18 protein-coding genes are annotated in these 18,006 nt (G+C 37.4%); 16 read left to right on the forward strand and 2 right to left on the reverse strand.

The annotated features are described in order from the left end of the window. The first annotated feature begins 10 nt into the window (after nt 1-10). From ACMAZA_RS03940 to ACMAZA_RS03965, 6 genes are all read left to right on the forward strand, one after another. Nucleotides 11-592 carry a LexA family protein gene (locus tag ACMAZA_RS03940; RefSeq protein ID WP_435190236.1) on the forward strand — a complete coding sequence of 194 codons (582 nt, stop codon included), beginning with the start codon at nt 11-13 and terminating at the stop codon, nt 590-592. Next, on the forward strand, nt 585-1,865 hold the full coding sequence (locus ACMAZA_RS03945) for a Y-family DNA polymerase (RefSeq protein WP_435190238.1): 1,281 nt from the start codon (nt 585-587) through the stop codon (nt 1,863-1,865). The genes ACMAZA_RS03940 and ACMAZA_RS03945 overlap by 8 nt, the downstream gene beginning before the upstream one ends. 171 nt (nt 1,866-2,036) lie before the next feature. Beyond that, on the forward strand, nt 2,037-2,321 hold the full coding sequence (locus tag ACMAZA_RS03950) for a hypothetical protein (protein WP_435190240.1): 285 nt from the start codon (nt 2,037-2,039) through the stop codon (nt 2,319-2,321). A 114-nt stretch (nt 2,322-2,435) separates the two neighbouring features. Continuing rightward, entirely contained in the window at nt 2,436-3,101 is a 666-nt protein-coding gene (locus ACMAZA_RS03955) for a response regulator transcription factor (protein WP_435190242.1), read from the forward strand. A 29-nt stretch (nt 3,102-3,130) separates the two neighbouring features. Then, nucleotides 3,131-4,549: an ATP-binding protein gene (locus ACMAZA_RS03960; protein WP_435190244.1), complete on the forward strand. Its 1,419-nt coding sequence runs from the start codon at nt 3,131-3,133 to the stop codon at nt 4,547-4,549. Next, nucleotides 4,549-5,739, forward strand: coding sequence for an AGE family epimerase/isomerase (locus ACMAZA_RS03965; RefSeq protein WP_435190246.1), 1,191 nt, complete (start codon nt 4,549-4,551; stop codon nt 5,737-5,739). Before ACMAZA_RS03960 ends, ACMAZA_RS03965 begins: the two co-directional genes overlap by 1 nt. On the opposite strand, the gene ACMAZA_RS03970 is transcribed toward ACMAZA_RS03965, so the two are convergent. Next, a complete protein-coding gene (locus tag ACMAZA_RS03970; protein WP_435190248.1) occupies nt 5,736-7,124 on the reverse strand; it encodes an ATP-binding protein in 1,389 nt (462 codons plus the stop codon). The two genes, ACMAZA_RS03965 and ACMAZA_RS03970, sit on opposite strands and share 4 nt — an antisense overlap. Beyond that, nucleotides 7,121-7,792, reverse strand: a complete 672-nt coding sequence (locus ACMAZA_RS03975) for a response regulator (RefSeq protein ID WP_435190249.1) — start codon at nt 7,790-7,792, stop codon at nt 7,121-7,123. Before ACMAZA_RS03975 ends, ACMAZA_RS03970 begins: the two co-directional genes overlap by 4 nt. 157 nt (nt 7,793-7,949) lie before the next feature. Between ACMAZA_RS03975 and ACMAZA_RS03980 the strand changes: the two genes are divergently transcribed. The 10 genes from ACMAZA_RS03980 (at nt 7,950) to ACMAZA_RS04025 (ending at nt 17,921) form a co-directional block, all read left to right on the forward strand. Further along, complete coding sequence (locus tag ACMAZA_RS03980; protein ID WP_435190251.1) at nt 7,950-9,041, forward strand: tricarboxylate transporter; 1,092 nt, start codon at nt 7,950-7,952, stop codon at nt 9,039-9,041. Between the two features lie 157 nt (nt 9,042-9,198). Beyond that, nucleotides 9,199-10,179, forward strand: coding sequence for a tripartite tricarboxylate transporter substrate binding protein (locus ACMAZA_RS03985; protein ID WP_435190253.1), 981 nt, complete (start codon nt 9,199-9,201; stop codon nt 10,177-10,179). A 27-nt stretch (nt 10,180-10,206) separates the two neighbouring features. Next, complete coding sequence (locus ACMAZA_RS03990; RefSeq protein WP_435190255.1) at nt 10,207-10,671, forward strand: tripartite tricarboxylate transporter TctB family protein; 465 nt, start codon at nt 10,207-10,209, stop codon at nt 10,669-10,671. Beyond that, the gene (locus ACMAZA_RS03995; RefSeq protein WP_435190256.1) at nt 10,668-12,170 is read left to right on the forward strand and encodes a tripartite tricarboxylate transporter permease; all 1,503 of its coding nucleotides are present in this window, start codon (nt 10,668-10,670) and stop codon (nt 12,168-12,170) included. Before ACMAZA_RS03990 ends, ACMAZA_RS03995 begins: the two co-directional genes overlap by 4 nt. 76 nt (nt 12,171-12,246) lie before the next feature. Further along, nucleotides 12,247-12,630: a hypothetical protein gene (locus ACMAZA_RS04000; RefSeq protein ID WP_435190258.1), complete on the forward strand. Its 384-nt coding sequence runs from the start codon at nt 12,247-12,249 to the stop codon at nt 12,628-12,630. 148 nt (nt 12,631-12,778) lie between these two features. Next, entirely contained in the window at nt 12,779-14,029 is a 1,251-nt protein-coding gene (locus ACMAZA_RS04005) for an ABC transporter substrate-binding protein (protein ID WP_435190259.1), read from the forward strand. Between the two features lie 119 nt (nt 14,030-14,148). Further along, nucleotides 14,149-15,018, forward strand: a complete 870-nt coding sequence (locus tag ACMAZA_RS04010) for a carbohydrate ABC transporter permease (RefSeq protein WP_435190261.1) — start codon at nt 14,149-14,151, stop codon at nt 15,016-15,018. After that, entirely contained in the window at nt 15,018-15,887 is an 870-nt protein-coding gene (locus ACMAZA_RS04015; RefSeq protein WP_435190263.1) for a carbohydrate ABC transporter permease, read from the forward strand. The genes ACMAZA_RS04010 and ACMAZA_RS04015 overlap by 1 nt, the downstream gene beginning before the upstream one ends. A gap of 56 nt (nt 15,888-15,943) precedes the next feature. Continuing rightward, the gene (locus ACMAZA_RS04020) at nt 15,944-17,041 is read left to right on the forward strand and encodes an ABC transporter ATP-binding protein (RefSeq protein ID WP_435190265.1); all 1,098 of its coding nucleotides are present in this window, start codon (nt 15,944-15,946) and stop codon (nt 17,039-17,041) included. 19 nt (nt 17,042-17,060) lie between these two features. Beyond that, nucleotides 17,061-17,921, forward strand: coding sequence for an aldo/keto reductase (locus tag ACMAZA_RS04025; protein WP_435190267.1), 861 nt, complete (start codon nt 17,061-17,063; stop codon nt 17,919-17,921). Nucleotides 17,922-18,006 lie beyond the last annotated feature (85 nt).

Below are 18,006 nucleotides of genomic sequence, written 5' to 3' on the forward strand. Positions count from 1 at the left end.
CAAGTTAGGTATGAATACAGCAAATCATGGAGGCGCCAGGAAGGGTGCTGGCCGAAAAAAAAATTCAGGTAGCTTTAAGGAAGAAACTAAGGTTATTAGGGTTCCTGTTAGCCTCGTTAATACTATCAACCCTGTTATTGAGATCTATAAGTCTCAGGTTAAATCAGATGTCGAAGTTCTTTTGGCTAATGACAATCCAACTGAATTGTCGATCCCAATTTTTACCTCTAGGGTCCAGGCAGGTTTTCCTTCTCCGGCGGATGACCATTTGGAGGATACGCTTGATTTGAATACACATTTAATTCACCATAAGGAGGCTACATTTTTTGTAAAGGCTCAAGGTGATTCGATGATAGGGGCGGGTATTCAACAAGGGGATATTTTGATAGTTGATAAATCTCTAACTGCTAAAAGTGGCAAGATAGTGATTGCAGTTGTCGATGGTGAGTTTACTGTTAAGCGTCTTCATAAGTACAAAGGAAGCATAACTCTTAAGGCTGAAAACCCTGACTTTAAAGATATCAAGATTGGAGGTGATGACGAACTGATTATATGGGGTGTTGTGACATCAGTCATCCATCAATATGAATAATAAGACTAAGTTTGCATTAGTCGACTGTAATAATTTCTATGCCTCCTGTGAAAGGGTGTTTGAGCCTAAATTAGAGGGAAGGCCCATAGTTGTGCTCTCTAATAATGATGGCTGCATTATTGCGCGCTCTAATGAAGCCAAAGCTCTAGGTATTAAAATGGGAGCACCTTTTTTTAAAGTCAAAGACCTAGTTGCTAAGAATGATGTTGTAGTTAAGTCTTCAAACTACCCTTTGTATGGAGATATGTCTTCTAGAGTCATGAAGATTATTGGAGAATATTCACCTGTTCAAGAGGTTTATTCTATTGATGAAAGTTTTATCGATTTAGAAAAACTTCCATTTAACTTAATGAGTCATATGCAGTCTTTAAGGCGGCGCGTCAAAAGCTGGACAGGAATTCCGGTGTGTGTCGGCGTTGGAAGCACTAAGGTTTTGGCAAAGCTCGCCAATCGTATTGCTAAAAAGTACCCAAGATTTGATGGCGTTTTTGATATAGATGAATTACCATATGAGAGGTATTGCAAGCTACTACAGTCTGTTGAAGTAGGTGATTTATGGGGCGTAGGAAGACAAAGCGCTAAAAAACTAAACCGTATTGGAGTTCATAACAGCTATGATTTTTATCAATCTGACGTTGGTGTTATTGAAACCCTTCTTGGTGTTAATGGCAAAAGAATTCATCAAGAGCTTTACGGCAAATCATGCATTCCTATCGAGTCTATTCCTCCAATAAGAAAACAGATTGTCTCTTCCCGTTCTTTTGGGTGTGATTTAAAAGACTTTGATGAGTTAAATCAGGCGCTCACTAATCTCACTAGAAAGGCCGTTAATAAACTAAATAACCATAAGCTTTCAACGACAACTATTACTGTTTTTATTTATACAAATCCGCATAAGAAAGATAAGCCCTGTGTCCACCTATCAAAAACTATAGGGATGACAAGTGCCATTCAAGACCAGTCTCAAATTATTCCCTTAGTATCAGAAGTACTAAGACTCATTTATAAGCCTGGATATTCTTTCTATAAAGGAGGTTTAGTGCTCGGAAATTTAGCTAAAAATTATCAGCAACAAGATCTCTTTTCAATGAATCAAAATAGCCCAACTCAGATAATGGAGCGTAAAAAATCTAATACGATCAGAAGTGTAAATAATCGGTTTAATGAGTCAATCAAGTATGCCAGTGAGCTAGGTAATAATAGATGGCTCCCAAGAGCTGACTTTAGATCAAGCAGATATACAACCAGATGGAGTGAGTTATTGGTGATTTAAGAATTAAAAATATTAAACAAATTAATAAGTGATATATAATTAATACAAACTTAAATCCAACGTTGGCTTTGAGTTCTGACAATGACGTTTATTTGGGGATTTGCCTGGATAAGCGTTTTTTTTCGTCAAAAAAGGTGGGATTAAAATTTTTTAATTATAAGGAGAAGTCAAATGGTACGCATGTTGGTAACGATTAATATATCTAAGGGCTGGAAAACTTGGTCTGAAATGGCAAAAAGCCTAGAGCCTCAGATGAATGAGCAAGGAGCAAAGATGATTTGGGCAGGAGCAAATCCGGACGAAACAGCCGTCTTTGTATTGGCTGAGGCGAAGGATCCATCGTTTGTTAAAACTTTTGGAGAGAGACCCGATATTGTTGAGATTAGAGAGGCGGGTGGTGCTGATGTTTCATCAACAACTGTTATGACACAAATAGGTGAATATTTCTTACCGTAATACTTTAAATAAAGAAATAAAAATGATCTCTCTGAGGTCATTTTTATTTAACTAAATTGCATATATATTGTCATTGTCTATAATAGACGGATTTTCGGGGGGAAAAATTAGGCAATGAAACAGCTTGCAATCATCGATGACGATCCAGAAATTCTAAAGCTTTTAGAGCAGTATCTGACTAAAAATGGATTTGAAGTTAGAGCTTTTACTGATGGCGAAAGTTTTTTAAAGGCAGATGAAAGCGACTTCAGTTTAATTGTTTTGGATATAGGACTTCCGGGTATCGATGGACTGGAGGTTTGCAAAAGGGTACGCCAAAAATCAAATATTCCTATCATTATGTTGACTGCCGCGAGTGACGATCTTGATAGAATATTGGGCTTGGAACTGGGTTCTGATGACTACATGGGGAAACCCTTTAACCCTAGAGAACTTCTTGCAAGAATCAAAGCTCTATTGAGACGCTCCGAAATAAAAGAAGAGGATGTTGATAACAACATAGTGATGAACTATGCTGCCAGAAGTGCTTTTATAGGTGGCCAAGAGTTAGAGCTTACTGGAACAGAATTTGATCTGCTCTGCGTTTTTCATAAACAAATTGGAACAGTCCTGAGTAGAGATGAGATTGGAGAGTTGCTTCATGGAAGAAAAATAGACCCTTTGGACCGTTCGATTGATACAATTGTGAGTAGATTAAGACATAAATTAAGTGCTCATTTTGATGGGGAAATTATCCAAAGTGTTAGAGGAAAGGGTTATGTCCTCCTCCTAAAAAGTTAAGAATAGTGCTTAACTTTATATCCCATTTTATGCCTACAACTGTCGTTGGAAGAATGACATCGGTTTTATTTGTAGGGATCTTTTTAGCTCAAATACTTGGTGCTTGGCTCTGGGTTGGGCAACTCCAAACTTCAGAAAGAGAGAGGATGATAGAGGTCTCTCAGGCTATGGGTGCACGAATTGCACAGACAGTTAAATTCTTTGAGGAGCTTCCAAAAGAATATCGACATATTGTTCTTGACCAGCTTAGGGATATGGGTGGAACTCGCTTCTTTGTATCTGTCAATAAACAATACATCGATCTTATTCCAATTCAAGAATCTCAGTTCTCTACTTTGGTTCGAAACAATTTAGAGAAGAGTATGGCAGCTCAGATTGGCCAAATCGATAGCATGGAGATAGTTTTTGTAGATTTTGATAACCTAAAAATACTAACTGGAGATAACTTGATGGTTTCTCTTTCGCCCGAGTGGAAAAGATTTTCCCTTTTAGAGCCCGGTGATAAGAGTCCTTTTGTAGTCATTCAGTTTCCAGTGGACGAAGATGAGTGGATGTATTTGACCACAGTGGTTCCAAATGGCGAATTATTGTTGGGTATTGACTGGATTAATGGAGAGAGGATATTCAACCTTTTAGCAGTTTCATTAACGATCCTTCTTCTTACCTTCTTATTTGTCAGATGGCTTGTAACGCCACTGAAAACTCTAGCTCACCAGGCCGATCTTTTAGGTAAGGGCCGTAATCCGCGTCAAATGGAAGAAAAAGGATCTAAAGAGATGGTGGCAACGATTGGTGCCTTTAATTCAATGGCTAGACGAATCCAAAAATTTATTGCTGAACGAGAAAGATCTTTCGCAGCAATATCTCACGACTTAAAAACACCGTTAACGAGAGCTCGACTCAGGGTTGAACAAATTGAGGATAGTCCAGTAAAAGAGGATTTAATTGGCGACTTGGATTATCTAGAGACGATGGTTAAAGGAAGTTTAAAAATTATGACTGATGGTATTGAGCATGAAAATACTTCCACTATAGAGCTCACAACTCTTTTAGCATCAATATTAAAAAAGGAAGAAATAAAAGGCCTTCCAATAAAAATTGATTTTAAAAGGACTATCTCAATGAAAGGAAGAGCGTTGGCAATCGAGCGCCTGTTCTCAAACTTAATCAATAACGCACTAACCTACGGAAAGAGTGTTGAGGTTACTGGTCAAAAAAAGAAAACTGGAATCTATATCCAAATTAAAGACAAAGGACCAGGCTTAACTGACAATGAGAAAGAAAAAGTATTTAAGCCATACTATCGAATTGATCATGAATTAAGCGAAAACCATTCAGGCCTTGGTCTTGGTATTGCAAGAAGTATAGCTAATATTCACGGTGGTGAGCTAGAGCTTCGTGACCGTTCAGGTGGCGGGCTAGTGGTTGAAGTGTACTTTCCAGTCTAATGAATTCAGAAAGATACCCAACCTTTAAAGACAAAGATTTCCTAATCAATCATGCTAAATCAATTATGGATTTTTATCATCCCATTTGTATTGATAAAGAAATTGGGGGTTTTTTTCATCATTTTAGAGATGATGGGAGTATTTATAACTCTAGTACAAGGCATTTGGTAAGTAGTACAAGATTTATTTTTAACTACTCAATGGCAAGTATCTACCTAAAAAATGATAAATATCTCAACATAATTAAGCACGGTATAGATTTTTTAAGAAAGTCGCATTTAGATAAAAAAACGGGAGGATATGCCTGGATTTTAGATAAAAATAAGGCATATGATTCAACTAACTATTGTTATGGACTGGCTTTTGTTTTATTGGCGTATTCGACTGCCTATAAGGCAGGAGTCCTTGAGGTTAAAGAATACATTCAAGAAACTTTTGATCTAATGGAAAGGCATTTTTGGGATAAAGATTTTGGCCTCTACTCTGACGAAATAAGCTCTGACTGGTCTGAATTATTAGATTACCGTGGGCAAAACGCAAATATGCACTCTTGTGAGGCTTTAATAGCAGCTTTTGAGGCTACAAAGAATAAGAAGTATCTCGATAGAGCTTTAATCATTGCTGATAACATTTGTAATAGGCAGGCTAAGCAAGCTGACGGCTTGATTTGGGAGCATTATGACTCAGATTGGAAGATTGATTGGTCTTTTAATAAAGGTAAGCCAGATGATTTATTTAGACCATGGGGTTTTCAAGTAGGGCATTTAACCGAGTGGTCTAAATTACTCTTGATACTTGAAAGGCATGTAACCGAAGACTGGCTTCTTCCAAGGGCTATAGAGCTGTTTGAAGATGCAGTTGAAATGGGTTGGGATGAAAAAAATCAAGGACTATATTATGGATTTGCTCCTAATGGAGATGTCTGTGACTCAGATAAATATTTTTGGGTCCAGGCAGAGTCTATAGCAGCTGCAGCTTTATTAGCAAAACGAACTAAGAATAATACATACTGGGATTGGTATGAAAGGATATGGAGCTTCAGTTGGAAATATATGATAGACCACAACTATGGCGCTTGGTTCCGAATACTTGATCAGAATAATGATAAGTATGACAATCTGAAAAGCCCTGCGGGCAAGACAGATTATCACACAATGGGGGCTTGTTATGAGGTCTTAAATTCTATTTAAGATGACTTCTTAATTAATGGAAGACCAATAGTAAGTGATGTTCCTTTTTTGTTTGAGTTTAAAGTTAAGTTGCCTTCATGGAGTTCGATAATAGTTTTTGCTATAGATAAACCAAGACCACTTCCTTGACTTTTGGCTTCTGAATCATGAAAAAACCGATCAAAGACATTTGGCAGGAGTGATGGCTTGATTCCATTACCATCATCTTTAATTTCAAGTTCAGCCAAGTTATTATCGGCTTTAAGGCTAACTTGAATCAAACCTCCATTTGGACAGCCATACAGTAGAGCATTATCAATAAGGTTGTCGATTGCCTCACTTAAAAAAGTTTCACTGCCTTGAATAAATAATTTACTGTCTTTACAATCAAGAGAAAGGTATACATTCTGCTTGTCTGCCCTGAGGGCAAATTTCGTTAACACTTCTTGAGTGAGTTTTACAAGATTAAGTCGTTTAAATTCTGATTTAATTGATCTTTGAGATATATGCTCCATAGATAATAATTGCTGAGTTAGTCTAGAGGTTTTTTTGGCTGCTTCTGCAACGTCCTTGACTCTTGATCTCATGCTTTCGAGATTTTTAGACCGCTCAGCCGCCTCAGCTTGGCTTTGAATACCAGCTATTGGATTCCTTAATTGATGTGCAGCATTAGCAATAAAGTCATCTTTCTCAGTAAAAGCTTGCCTCAATTGACTAAACAAACTATTCATTGATTTCAGAAGGCTAGAAACTTCTGTTGGGACAGACCTCTTGATTTCACTAATATCATCTGCAGATCTTTTTCTGATAGCTGCCTGAAGCTCTAGAAGAGGCTGAAGTCCAAATTGAACACCAAACCAAACACATAATCCAGTTGAAAGAAGCATAATAAGCATTGTCACAAATGCATCACTAGCAAGCTCTAAAAGGAGCTCTTTTTGCCCAAGTCTAGTTTGCCATACATAAATATTGACCCATCCTGGAATATCTTTTGTAGAGATAAATTCTCTTGAAAAAATTACTCTTACATCCTGATCTCTGTAGATTGAATCATAATAAATTGGCTGATAAGGCTTAATATCAGTTTTTGTCGGTAATTCAGGTGGATTTGAGTAGCCAACAAATAGGGTATTGGTTTCGTCTCTAACTTGATAAAAGATTTGGTCATTTAATGAATCGGTCAGAGTTTCTAAAAGCTGTTCAGTTAAGAGGTCACCATCTCTTAATACAGCGTCTCTTAGAATAACTTGAGAAATTGTATGAAGAAGGTTATCAAAGATTTCTTGAGACTTTTTTTGAGAGTCAAAATAGAGTGCTACCGTTCCTATTGATACAATAATCAATAACGGAATTATGATTACAAAAAGCAGCCTACTTCTGAGTGAGAATGTATTATTTTCTCTCATTCTGCAGAATCATCCATCATGTACCCAATGCCCCTAGCAGTTATTATTGTAATGTTATAAATTGAGAGAGTTTTTCTTAAGCGAGATACACTGATTTCAATCGCGTTGGCATTTACATCTGCTCCAACACCGTATTGTGTATCAACAAGATGTGACTTAGAAATGTATTGACCTTTTTTATTTAATAAAATTTCAAACAAGGTCAATTCTCTTCTGTTCAGTGTTATCTCAAAGTTTTTATGAAAAATTCTTCGAGAATTTCTATCAAATTCTATTGTTCCAATTTTTTCACGAGGCGCTAAAACAGGATTAATTCTTCTTGATAGTGCTCTTATTCGAGCATCTAGTTCATCCATTTTAAAGGGCTTGACTAGATAGTCATCTGCACCAGCATCAAGACCAATGACACGATCTTTTGTAGCTCCTCGAGCTGTTAATATAATAATTGGGAAAATTTGATTACGCTTTCTAATATTTTTTGTCAGTGAAATTCCATCTAGGCCTGGTAAATTTATATCAATAATTGCAAGATCAGCACCTTCATGCTCAAGATGTTGATCAGCGTAACTACCATCAATGAAATAATCAACTGAATGCCCCTCATCCAAAAGAACTTTTTGAATGCCCTGTGCAAGCATTTGATTGTCTTCTACCAGTACAATTCTCATTTCAAATTAAACTCCCCAAAAAAAAGTATAAATGAATTTAAATATCCAGGTAGATTCATTTCTAATTCTGAAAGGTTCCTGACAGCTAAAAAATCTATTATGGGTATACTAAGTTTTTTAATATTTGAAAATATTTTTCACTTTAGGAATAGGGACCATGAAAAAAACTTTAAATTTAGGGTTTAAGATTTCCTCCCTACTTTTTTCTTTTTTATTGCTTGTTTCAAGTAGTTCATCTGCATTGATAAATTATGAAGGGCAAGTTATTAAGTGGGTTGTGCCTTTTTCTGCTGGGGGTGGTGCTGATGTATTGGCAAGGTTCTACGCTCCTTTGCTTAGTGAAAATTTGCCAGGAAGGCCAGATGTTGAGGTCATTAATATGCCTGGAGCCGGCTCTACAAAGGGTGCCAATTGGTTTAGCTCAGAGGCTCCAGTTAATGGAAAAGTTATTTTTTCTACATCCGGCTCTACCCAATTTCCATTTTTGCTTGACGACCCAAGAGTTAAATACAACTACAATGACTGGGAAGTGATATTGGCATCTTCAACTGGGGGTGTTGCTTATCTTCCTTCTGAACTAGGGTCTCTTTGGAATGAAGATTTAAAGTCAGCTCTAGATGTTAATTTTGTATATGCCTCACAAGGACCAACACGACTTGATCTTGTTCCTCTTTTGGCTTGGAGTATGCTCGGTATGAATGTTGATCCTATTTTTGGCATCAAAGGCCGAGCCGATGGACGTTTGATGTTTGAACAAGGGTATGTCAATATTGACTATCAAACTTCATCATCTTTCTTAGCGAAAGTGACACCTCTTGTTGAGAATGGGCATGCAGTACCAATCATGACTTGGGGTATTTTGGATGACAATGGTTACATCATTAGGGATCCAAACTTCCCAGACATACCAACGTTTCGAGAAGTTTATGTAAAAGTTCATAATGAAGAACCATCTGGAAGTGCTTGGGATGCATGGAAGGCCTTCTTTATTGCTGGATTTTCGGCACAAAAAATGGTAGTCATAAACAAGAATACTGATGATGAGATTATTGATCTATTTTCTCAAGCATTTGAGGATATTATTAACCAGAAAAACTTTTCTCAGATCTCAAAAAACTCTCTAGGTGTCTATCCTCAGTCTACTGGCTTGAAGGCTATAAAATTTAAAGAAAGAGCCACGCAGATTGATCCTGATGCAATTTCTTGGGTTAAAAACTGGCTCAATGATAGTTACAATCTTAATTTATAAATCGAAAAAAAATAGTAAAAATCTGACAGGTTTTTGAAAGATTCAAAGACTATCATCGATTTATCAATTAAGAAAATATTTTTTGATCTCCTTGAATATTTGATTAATTGTTAATCCACTTAATTTTGAGTGGATCTTTAAAACGGAGAGTTAAATTATGAAAAAAATGTTCATAAAATTAATATCCTTCTTGTTCATGATTGGCGCTCTTTCAAGTTCTGCAATTGCAATTGAAAAATTGCATTTTGTTGTGCCTGGAGGCGCCGGTGGTGGATGGGATGGATGTGCAAGAGGAACTGGAGAGGCCTTAGTTAAATCTGGTCTGCTCGAGTCTGCATCTTTTGAAAACATGTCAGGTGGAGGCGGTGGTAAAGCACTTTCATGGATGATTAAAACAATGCCTGAAAATACAGTTATGGTTCAATCAACTCCAATTGTACTTCGTTCAATTAGTCGTCATTCTGGTTACGTTTCTGATAGCGCTGCTAGTGGCGTTTTATCCTATAAGGATGTAACTCCAATTGCTGGTATTATTGGTGATTATGGCGCCTTAGCTGTTGCTGCAGACTCACCATTCAAAACATTCCAAGACGTTGTTGATGCATACAATGCAAATCCTAAGTCAGTGAAGATGGCTGGTGGATCAACACGCGGAAGCATGGACCATTTGATTGGTGCTTTGGCATTTCAATCAGCTGGGGCAAATCCTAATGATGTAGTTTATATACCCTATGATGGTGGTGGTGCTGCTTTAGCTGGACTATTATCTGGTGAAGGTCAAATTCTATCTACTGGATTCAGTGAAGCGTTAGCTGCAGGTGACCAAGTGCGCATTTTAGGTATTACTGCAAATGAACGTTCAGCTGATGCTCCAAGTGTGCCAACACTTAAAGAGCAGGGCTATGATGCATACTTTGTAAACTGGAGAGGTTTCTTCGGTCCACCAAATATGAATGCAGCTGATAGATATGAAATTGCTAAAATGCTAGGAGACATGCAAAGCACTCCAGAGTGGGAAGTTGTTCGTAAGCGTAACGCTTATGTCAATATCTATAACCCTGGATTTGACTTTATGGGCTTCTTAGAAAAGCAAACAGAAGAAATGACTGACCTAATGAAACAATTAGGCGTTATCTAATCTGAATATCTAAAGGGAGGAAGGCAAATGACTATCAACTATACAAGGATAAGTGCTTTTGTCTTTCTCCTTATTTTTCTTATTTATTCTTATCTTGCTGGTGAGATTAGAGTGTTTGCATTTGATGAAAATGCAGACTTTAATGCAAGAACTTTTCCTAAGCTTATTTCTTATTTAGGTATTTTAGTTTCACTTCTCACGCTAGTCTTATCAAAAAATGAAAAAGAGGATATGGGGCAGTATGAATGGGTCAGTGTTATTATTTTATTTGCTCTAGTTTTTTCATACGGACTTTTAATTAAAACAATTGGGTTTTTTGTCTCAACCAACTTATTTTTGGTTATATCTTATTTATATTTGGGTGTTCGAAGCTACAAGGTCATTATTTTTAGCTCTTTCCCAGTAGTGGCAGGACTCCAGTTTATGCTTCATGGGTTGCTAGATGTCTACATTAGAGATCCATTTTTACAGTTTTTAGGAGTTATATCATGATAGAAGGCATGATGATGGGTATTAACACTGCTTTCAGTGGCTATAACATTCTAATGGTTATGATGGGTTGTTTTGCTGGAACCATCATAGGGATGCTTCCAGGACTTGGACCAATGTCTGCGATAGCATTAATGATTCCAATTACTTATGGTTTTGATCCAGCCTCAGCCATGATATTGATGGCAGGGGTATATTATGGCGCCATCTTTGGTGGCTCTACATCATCAATTCTAATTAATGCTCCAGGAGTTGCTGGAACCGTTTCGAGTTCATTTGATGGTTATCCAATGTCCCAAAAAGGTCACGCAGGTAAGGCGCTTGCTATAGCTGCATATGCATCATTTTCTGGCGGAACAATTGCTGCTTTATTTTTATTAGTGGCTGCACCGCAGCTAGCTAAAGTTAGCCTTAGCTTCCAGTCAGCAGATTATTTTGCCTTAATGTGTGTGGGGTTGCTATCTATTGCAGCTTTCGCAAGTAAGGGTCAATTCTTAAAGGCAATGATTATGACAGCGCTTGGTTTGGCGCTTTCAACTGTTGGACAAGACTCATTGTCTGACATTACGCGTTTTGCATTTGGAAATATTAATTTAATGGATGGTATCAGCTTTGTGCTTTTAGTCATGGCAACCTTTGCGATGAGTGAAGCGTTTATGATTATTTTCAAAAAAATGGACATTAACTTCAAGTCTTCTGATGTGAGTAAGGCGAGTCTGGGTTCAATTAAATTATCTAAGAAAGAAGTAAAAGAAATGGTTCCAACAATCGGAAGAACATCTGTATTAGGTTTTTTTGTGGGTGTGCTGCCGGGTGCTGGAGCTACAATCGCTAGTTTCTTGGCTTGGGGTTTTGAGAGAAGTATAGCTTCTGCTAAAGATAAACTAAAATTTGGTAAAGGCTCGATTAAGGGTTTGGCAGCTCCTGAAACGGCCAATAATGCTGCCTGTACAGGATCTTTTGTACCATTATTAACTTTGGGAATTCCTGGATCTGGAACTACTGCTGTTATGTTAGGAGCATTGCTGTCCTTTGGTGTTCAACCTGGTCCAAGGTTATATGTTGAGCAGCCAGAACTTTTTTGGGCTGTCATTATTTCTATGTATATTGGTAACGTTGTATTATTGGTCTTAAATTTACCGTTAATACCCTATATTGCAAGAATATTAGCAATACCTAAAAACATTCTTGTTCCGCTAGTCTTGTTCTTTTCAGTAACTGGCGTCTATTTGATTTCATTCAATTCGTTTGATATTTACTTCATGGCGATAGTTGCATTAATTTCATTAGTTTTAAGAGTGTTGAACTATCCAATGCCTCCTCTAATACTTGGATTTATTCTTGGCGGAATGCTTGAAAAGAATTTGAGAAGAGCAGTCCTAATCAATGATGGTTCATTCTCATTCATTTGGGAAAGGCCAATTAGTTTGTCTCTGTTTATTATCGCTATTCTTATTGTCCTGTTACAGGTCTATCAGGGATTCAAGAAAGAAAAAGAATAGAAGTTAATATCTATTTATAAGGCAAGCTAATCCTAGTTTAAAATAGCAATCTTGTTTAAATGATGTTTATCAAATTATGGCACCTGAATCTGTATTAGAGCAATGGGCTCAATGTTTCAATAATGGAGATTTGGATGGAATTACGAGACTCTATCATATAGATAGCACTCTATTGCCTACCTTTAAACCAGTCCTAATGAATTCTAGAGATCAAATATCTGGTTACTTTAGTGCAGCAATTGGCGGTAAGGCCTCAATTGACTTTAATGTCAAAAAATCCATCAGAACAGAACTCTCGGAAAGTACGTATTTAATGACTGGTAGTTATATTTTTTGTCTACCTAGCAAGGGTGGAGAAGAATATGAATCTTGGTACAGTTTTGTAATTGACACTGCTAAGGACTCTCCAATTATGCATCACCACTCCTCTAGAGTGCCATTTGATTTTGATTTAACTTAACTACCTGATTTTTAAATTCATATTTCGATTCAAATTGTAACATTTTGTAACAAATGGATACAGTTTGATACAACCCCACTAATAAACTGATTTCAATTCTGCTCAATGGTGTGCAGGATGTGATTCATATAATTTAATGGAGAAAAATATGAAGAATACTAAGTTAACAACGCTAGCTGCGTCAGCGCTACTAGCAACTACAACATCTGTTAGTGCAGCTGATGTAGAGGTTTTGCACTGGTGGACTAGTGGTGGTGAAGCTGCAAGTGTAAATTATTTAAAAGGCAAACTAAGTGACGCTGGAGTTGGTTGGACTGACTTCGCTGTAGCTGGTGGTGGTGGTGAAAACGCTATGACTGTACTTAAGTCAAGAGCTATTTCAGGTAACCCGCCTACAGCAGCACAAATCAAAGGCCCTTCAATTCAAGAGTGGGGTGATCTAGGATTCTTAGCTGACATTAATGGTGTTGCAGAAAAGAACAACTGGGATGAGTTATTACCAGCAGTTGTTGCTGACGTAATGAAGCACGAAGGCAAATATGTTGCTGCTCCAGTAAACGTTCACAGAGTAAACTGGATGTGGTCTAACCCAGAAGTTTTTCGTGCTGCAGGCGCGACTATCCCAACAACTTGGGACGACTTCATGGTTCAAGCTAAAAAGCTTCAAGATGCTGGTTACGTTGCACTAGCTCACGGTGGTCAGCCATGGCAAGATGCAACTGTATTTGAAGCAGTTGTTCTTGGTGTTGGTGGTGCAGACTACTACAACAAGGCTTTCGTAGAGATGGACATGGATGCTCTTAACAGTGACACAACTGTAGAAGTTTTTGAAACTTTTGGAAACCTACGTCAATTCATTGATGCAAATGCACCAGGACGTGACTGGAACGTTGCGACTTCAATGGTAATTGAAGGTCAAGCAGGAATGCAAATCATGGGTGACTGGGCTAAAGGTGAATTCAAGGTTGCAGGTAAGAATGTAGGTACTGACTTTGTATGTAGCGCAGCTCCAGGTACTTCAGGTGCTCACACATTCAACGTTGACTCTTTTGCATTCTTTGCACAAGGCACAACATCTGGAACAGGAGCTCAAAACATTATGGCTGCAGAAATCTTAGGTACTGATTTCCAAACAGTATTTAACCTTAATAAAGGTTCAATTCCTGCACGTTTAGGTGTTTCGAGAGATGAGTTTGATACATGTGCTCATGACTCTATGGACGCATTTGTTGCATCTTCAGCAAGTGGTTCATTAGTTCCAAGCTTTGCTCACGGTATGGCATTACCTTCAGCGGTAGCTGGAGCGGTTGTTGATTCAGCTACTAACTTCTTTAACTCTGACCAGAGTGCAGAAGAAGGTGCTGCTCAGCTAGTTGCTTCTATGGCAGCTGCGATGTAAGAGTAAATCAGTGTTAAGGGCTTTACCTTGTCTCCTTTAGTGTAAGGCTCTTCAATGCTATCAGGGCGCTTAAATTAAGCGCCCTAATTTTATAAATTCATAATAAAATCAGAATTACTGTGCTAAATTTTTTAGAAAAGAACTTGCCAAAAATCGTCTTGGCACCAACTGCAGTCGCGATGGTTGTTTGTATGTATGGTTTTATAGTCTGGACCGGACTGCTCTCATTGACAAAAAGTCGAATGATGCCTCAATGGGATTTTGTTGGATTGGATCAATACTCAAGGCTTTTTAGTAACCCAAGATGGGATGTTGCAGTTGATAATCTCTTTGTTTTCCTTATTTTATTTATTGTTATTGCCTTAGTTCTAGGTCTATTGTTAGCTATATTTCTAGATCAAAAAATTAGAGTTGAAGGCGCAATAAGAACTATTTATTTATACCCCATGGCGATTTCCTTTATTGTTACAGGAACCGCATGGAAATGGATTCTAAACCCTGGGCTAGGTATTGAAAAACTGATGAATGATTGGGGTTTTTCTGGTTTTGAATTTAGGTGGCTTGTTGAACAAGATATGGCCATCTATTGTATTGTGATTGCTGCAATTTGGCAGTCAAGTGGTTTTGTGATGGCGCTTTTTTTAGCAGGTCTCAGGGGTGTTGATGAGAATCTCACGAAGGCTGCAAAAATGGATGGTGCCTCTACAGTACGTCTTTATTGGCATATTATTTTGCCGCTGATGAGACCAGTATTTTTTAGTGCTATTGTTATTCTCACTCACATAGCCATTAAAAGCTTTGACCTTGTGCAGGCATTAACTGGAGGAGGTCCAGGATATGCTTCTGATTTGCCAGCAAACTTTATGTATACCTATACCTTTAATAGATCTCAAATTGGTATTGGTGCCGCCAGCGCGATGATTATGCTTTTTGGAGTATTAGCTGTACTCATACCTTATCTCTACTCAGAATTACGTGAGAAAGAATAATGAATAAATTTAATTTAACGAATATAAACTTTGGCAGAGCAATTATTTACTTTATATTGTTTTTATTTGCCTTTATCTACTTAGCTCCTCTCTATGTGATGTTTACAACCTCACTTAAGGATATTGAAGAGATTCGAAGTGGCAACTTGATGGCGCTTCCATTGGATCCAACGCTTTATGCATGGAAAAAGGCTTGGGCAACTGCTTGCACGGGAAGCGAGTGTAAAGGCCTTGCTCCATATTTTTGGAACAGTGTGCGAATTGTATTTCCTGCAGTCATAATTTCTACTATTTTGGGAGCATTCAATGGATATGCCCTCGCTAAATGGAAGTTTAAGGGCAGCGAATTCTTATTTGGCGCACTGTTGTTTGGGTGTTTTATACCTTTCCAGGTAATTCTTCTACCAATGGCTAAACTACTCGGCAGCTTAGGCCTTGCAAATACTGTAACTGGTCTAGTATTAGTTCACGTTATCTATGGAATAGCTTTTACTACACTCTTTTTTAGAAATTATTATGTAGGTATACCGACTGAACTAGTGAAAGCTGCAAAACTAGATGGAGCAAGTTTTCTAAAGATATTCCGCCACATTTTTATCCCTTTATCAACTCCAATCTTTGTAGTCACAATCATTTGGCAATTTACTCAGATCTGGAATGATTTTTTATTCGGTGTTGTTTACTCAGGGTCAGGAACACAGCCGATTACAGTTGCACTCAACAACCTTGTAAATACTTCGGTTGGTGGTAAAGAATACAATGTTGACATGGCAGCAGCAATTATTGCCGCTCTTCCAACTTTAGTGGTTTATGTTATTGCAGGTAAATACTTTGTTAGGGGATTAACTGCAGGAGCTGTTAAAGGATAAATATCAATATCAATATCAAATACTATTTAAATAAATTAAAGAATAAAGGATAAAAAATGGGAAGCATCAGTCTTAACGGTATTAATAAATCATTTGGCACAACCGAGGTGTTAAAAGATATCAATTTAGATATTAAAGATGGCGAATTTTTAATACTTATTGGTCCATCAGGTTGCGGTAAATCAACTCTAATGAACTTGATTGCGGGTCTTGAAGATTTGACTGGTGGCGAAATTGTTATCGATGGCAAGGATGTCTCTGAAGAGTCACCAAAAGACAGAGATATCGCGATGGTATTTCAATCTTATGCTTTGTATCCAACCATGAATGTAGCAAGAAATATTTGCTTTGGATTAGAAATGAACAAGATGCCAAAAAATGAGCAAGAAGTGATTCTGAAAAAAGTTGCCTCTTTGTTGCAGATTGACCATTTATTAGATAGAAAGCCCGGTCAACTCTCTGGAGGTCAGAGACAGAGGGTTGCTATGGGAAGGGCTTTGGCTCGATCTCCAAAGGTTTTTCTTTTTGATGAGCCACTATCTAACTTAGATGCAAAGTTAAGAGTTGAAATGCGTACAGAGATTAAAAAATTGCATCAAAGAATTGGCACAACTATAGTGTATGTAACTCATGATCAAATTGAAGCAATGACTCTGGCAGATAGAATTGCCGTTCTTAAGGATGGTGAATTACAACAAGTTGGCACGCCTTACGAAATTTATAACGATCCAGTGAGTCATTTTGTGGCTGATTTTATGGGCTCACCGGGTATGAATTTTATTGAATGTATCGTTAAGGATGAAAATTTAATCATTGAGAGTGGTGGTCAAAAATACGAGCTCTCAATCCCATGTAAAGATGCAATTAAAAATTCAAAATTGGATGTTGTTCTACTTGGAATTAGGCCAGAAATGCTCACTGAAATTGAGCCATCTGTAGAAAAAAACTCTTTCATTCATCAAATCAAATTTGATGTAGACGTATTGGAACCAATGGGTGCTGATACCGTTGCAATAGGTAAATGGAATGACAATGAAGTGATGGCGAGACTGAGTCCAGAAGCCGGAAATACTGCTGGAAAAGGTTTTGATTTGCAGGTCGATACCAGTAAAGCAATTTTATTTGATCCTAATTCAGGTTTAAGAATTAGATAAATATTGATACAATGCCAGTATGAGCGAAGCTTTTACTAAATCTGGCACTTCAATTCCCTTCATTGGTCTTGGAACATGGGACATGCAGGGCTCAACCTGCAGCAGCATTGTTCAAGAAGCTCTTGAGATGGGTTATCGTCACATTGATGGTGCATCAATGTATGAGAATGAATCTGAAGTAGGCAAGGGTTTATCTGACTCAGGAGTTGATAGAGAAGAGATTTTTATTACTACAAAAATCAATACCACAAGCTGGACTCCATCAAGGGGGAATGGGCCGCCATTACAAAACAAAGATATAGTTAAACACTTTGAAAAAAGTCTTAAAGATTTACAGACTGACTATGTAGATTTACTTTTAATACATTGGCCTAAGTTTGAGACTAACTTAAGTGATATGCTAGAAATTTTGTACAAACTTAAAGACGCTAAGAAAATAAGAGAGGTGGGTGTTGCAAATTTTAATAGCCATCTTGTCAATGAATGCATTTCACTAGGCTTTAAGGATATTTATTGTGATCAGGTTGAGTACCATCCATTTTTATCTCAGGCTAAGTTGTTAGAGGTCATGCAGGATTTTGAGATCATTCCAGTAGCCTATTGTCCAATATGCCGAGGTGATGTTGCAAGACATGATGTCATTCTATCACTTTCTGAGAAGTACTCAAAAACGCCTGCGCAAATAGCATTAAGGTGGCTATATCAGCAAAAAGTTGTATCTATTCCTAAAACTGAAAATTCCTATAGACTTAGAGAGAATATTGATATTTTTGATTTTGAGATCGAGTACAAAGATATGCTTGAAATTTATAGTCTTGAGAGGAATCAAAGACTAGTGCCTAACCTTGAAATTAATGAGCTAGAGTATCCTTTTGATTAGACCAGGCTTAATTTTTTGCAACACACTTTGCAACACTTTGACACAATATCAAAAAATCTTTAGTTTAAACTTTACTTCGTTTTTA

Source organism: Pseudothioglobus sp. nBUS_23 (assembly GCF_051201565.1).
Classification (GTDB): domain Bacteria; phylum Pseudomonadota; class Gammaproteobacteria; order PS1; family Pseudothioglobaceae; genus Pseudothioglobus.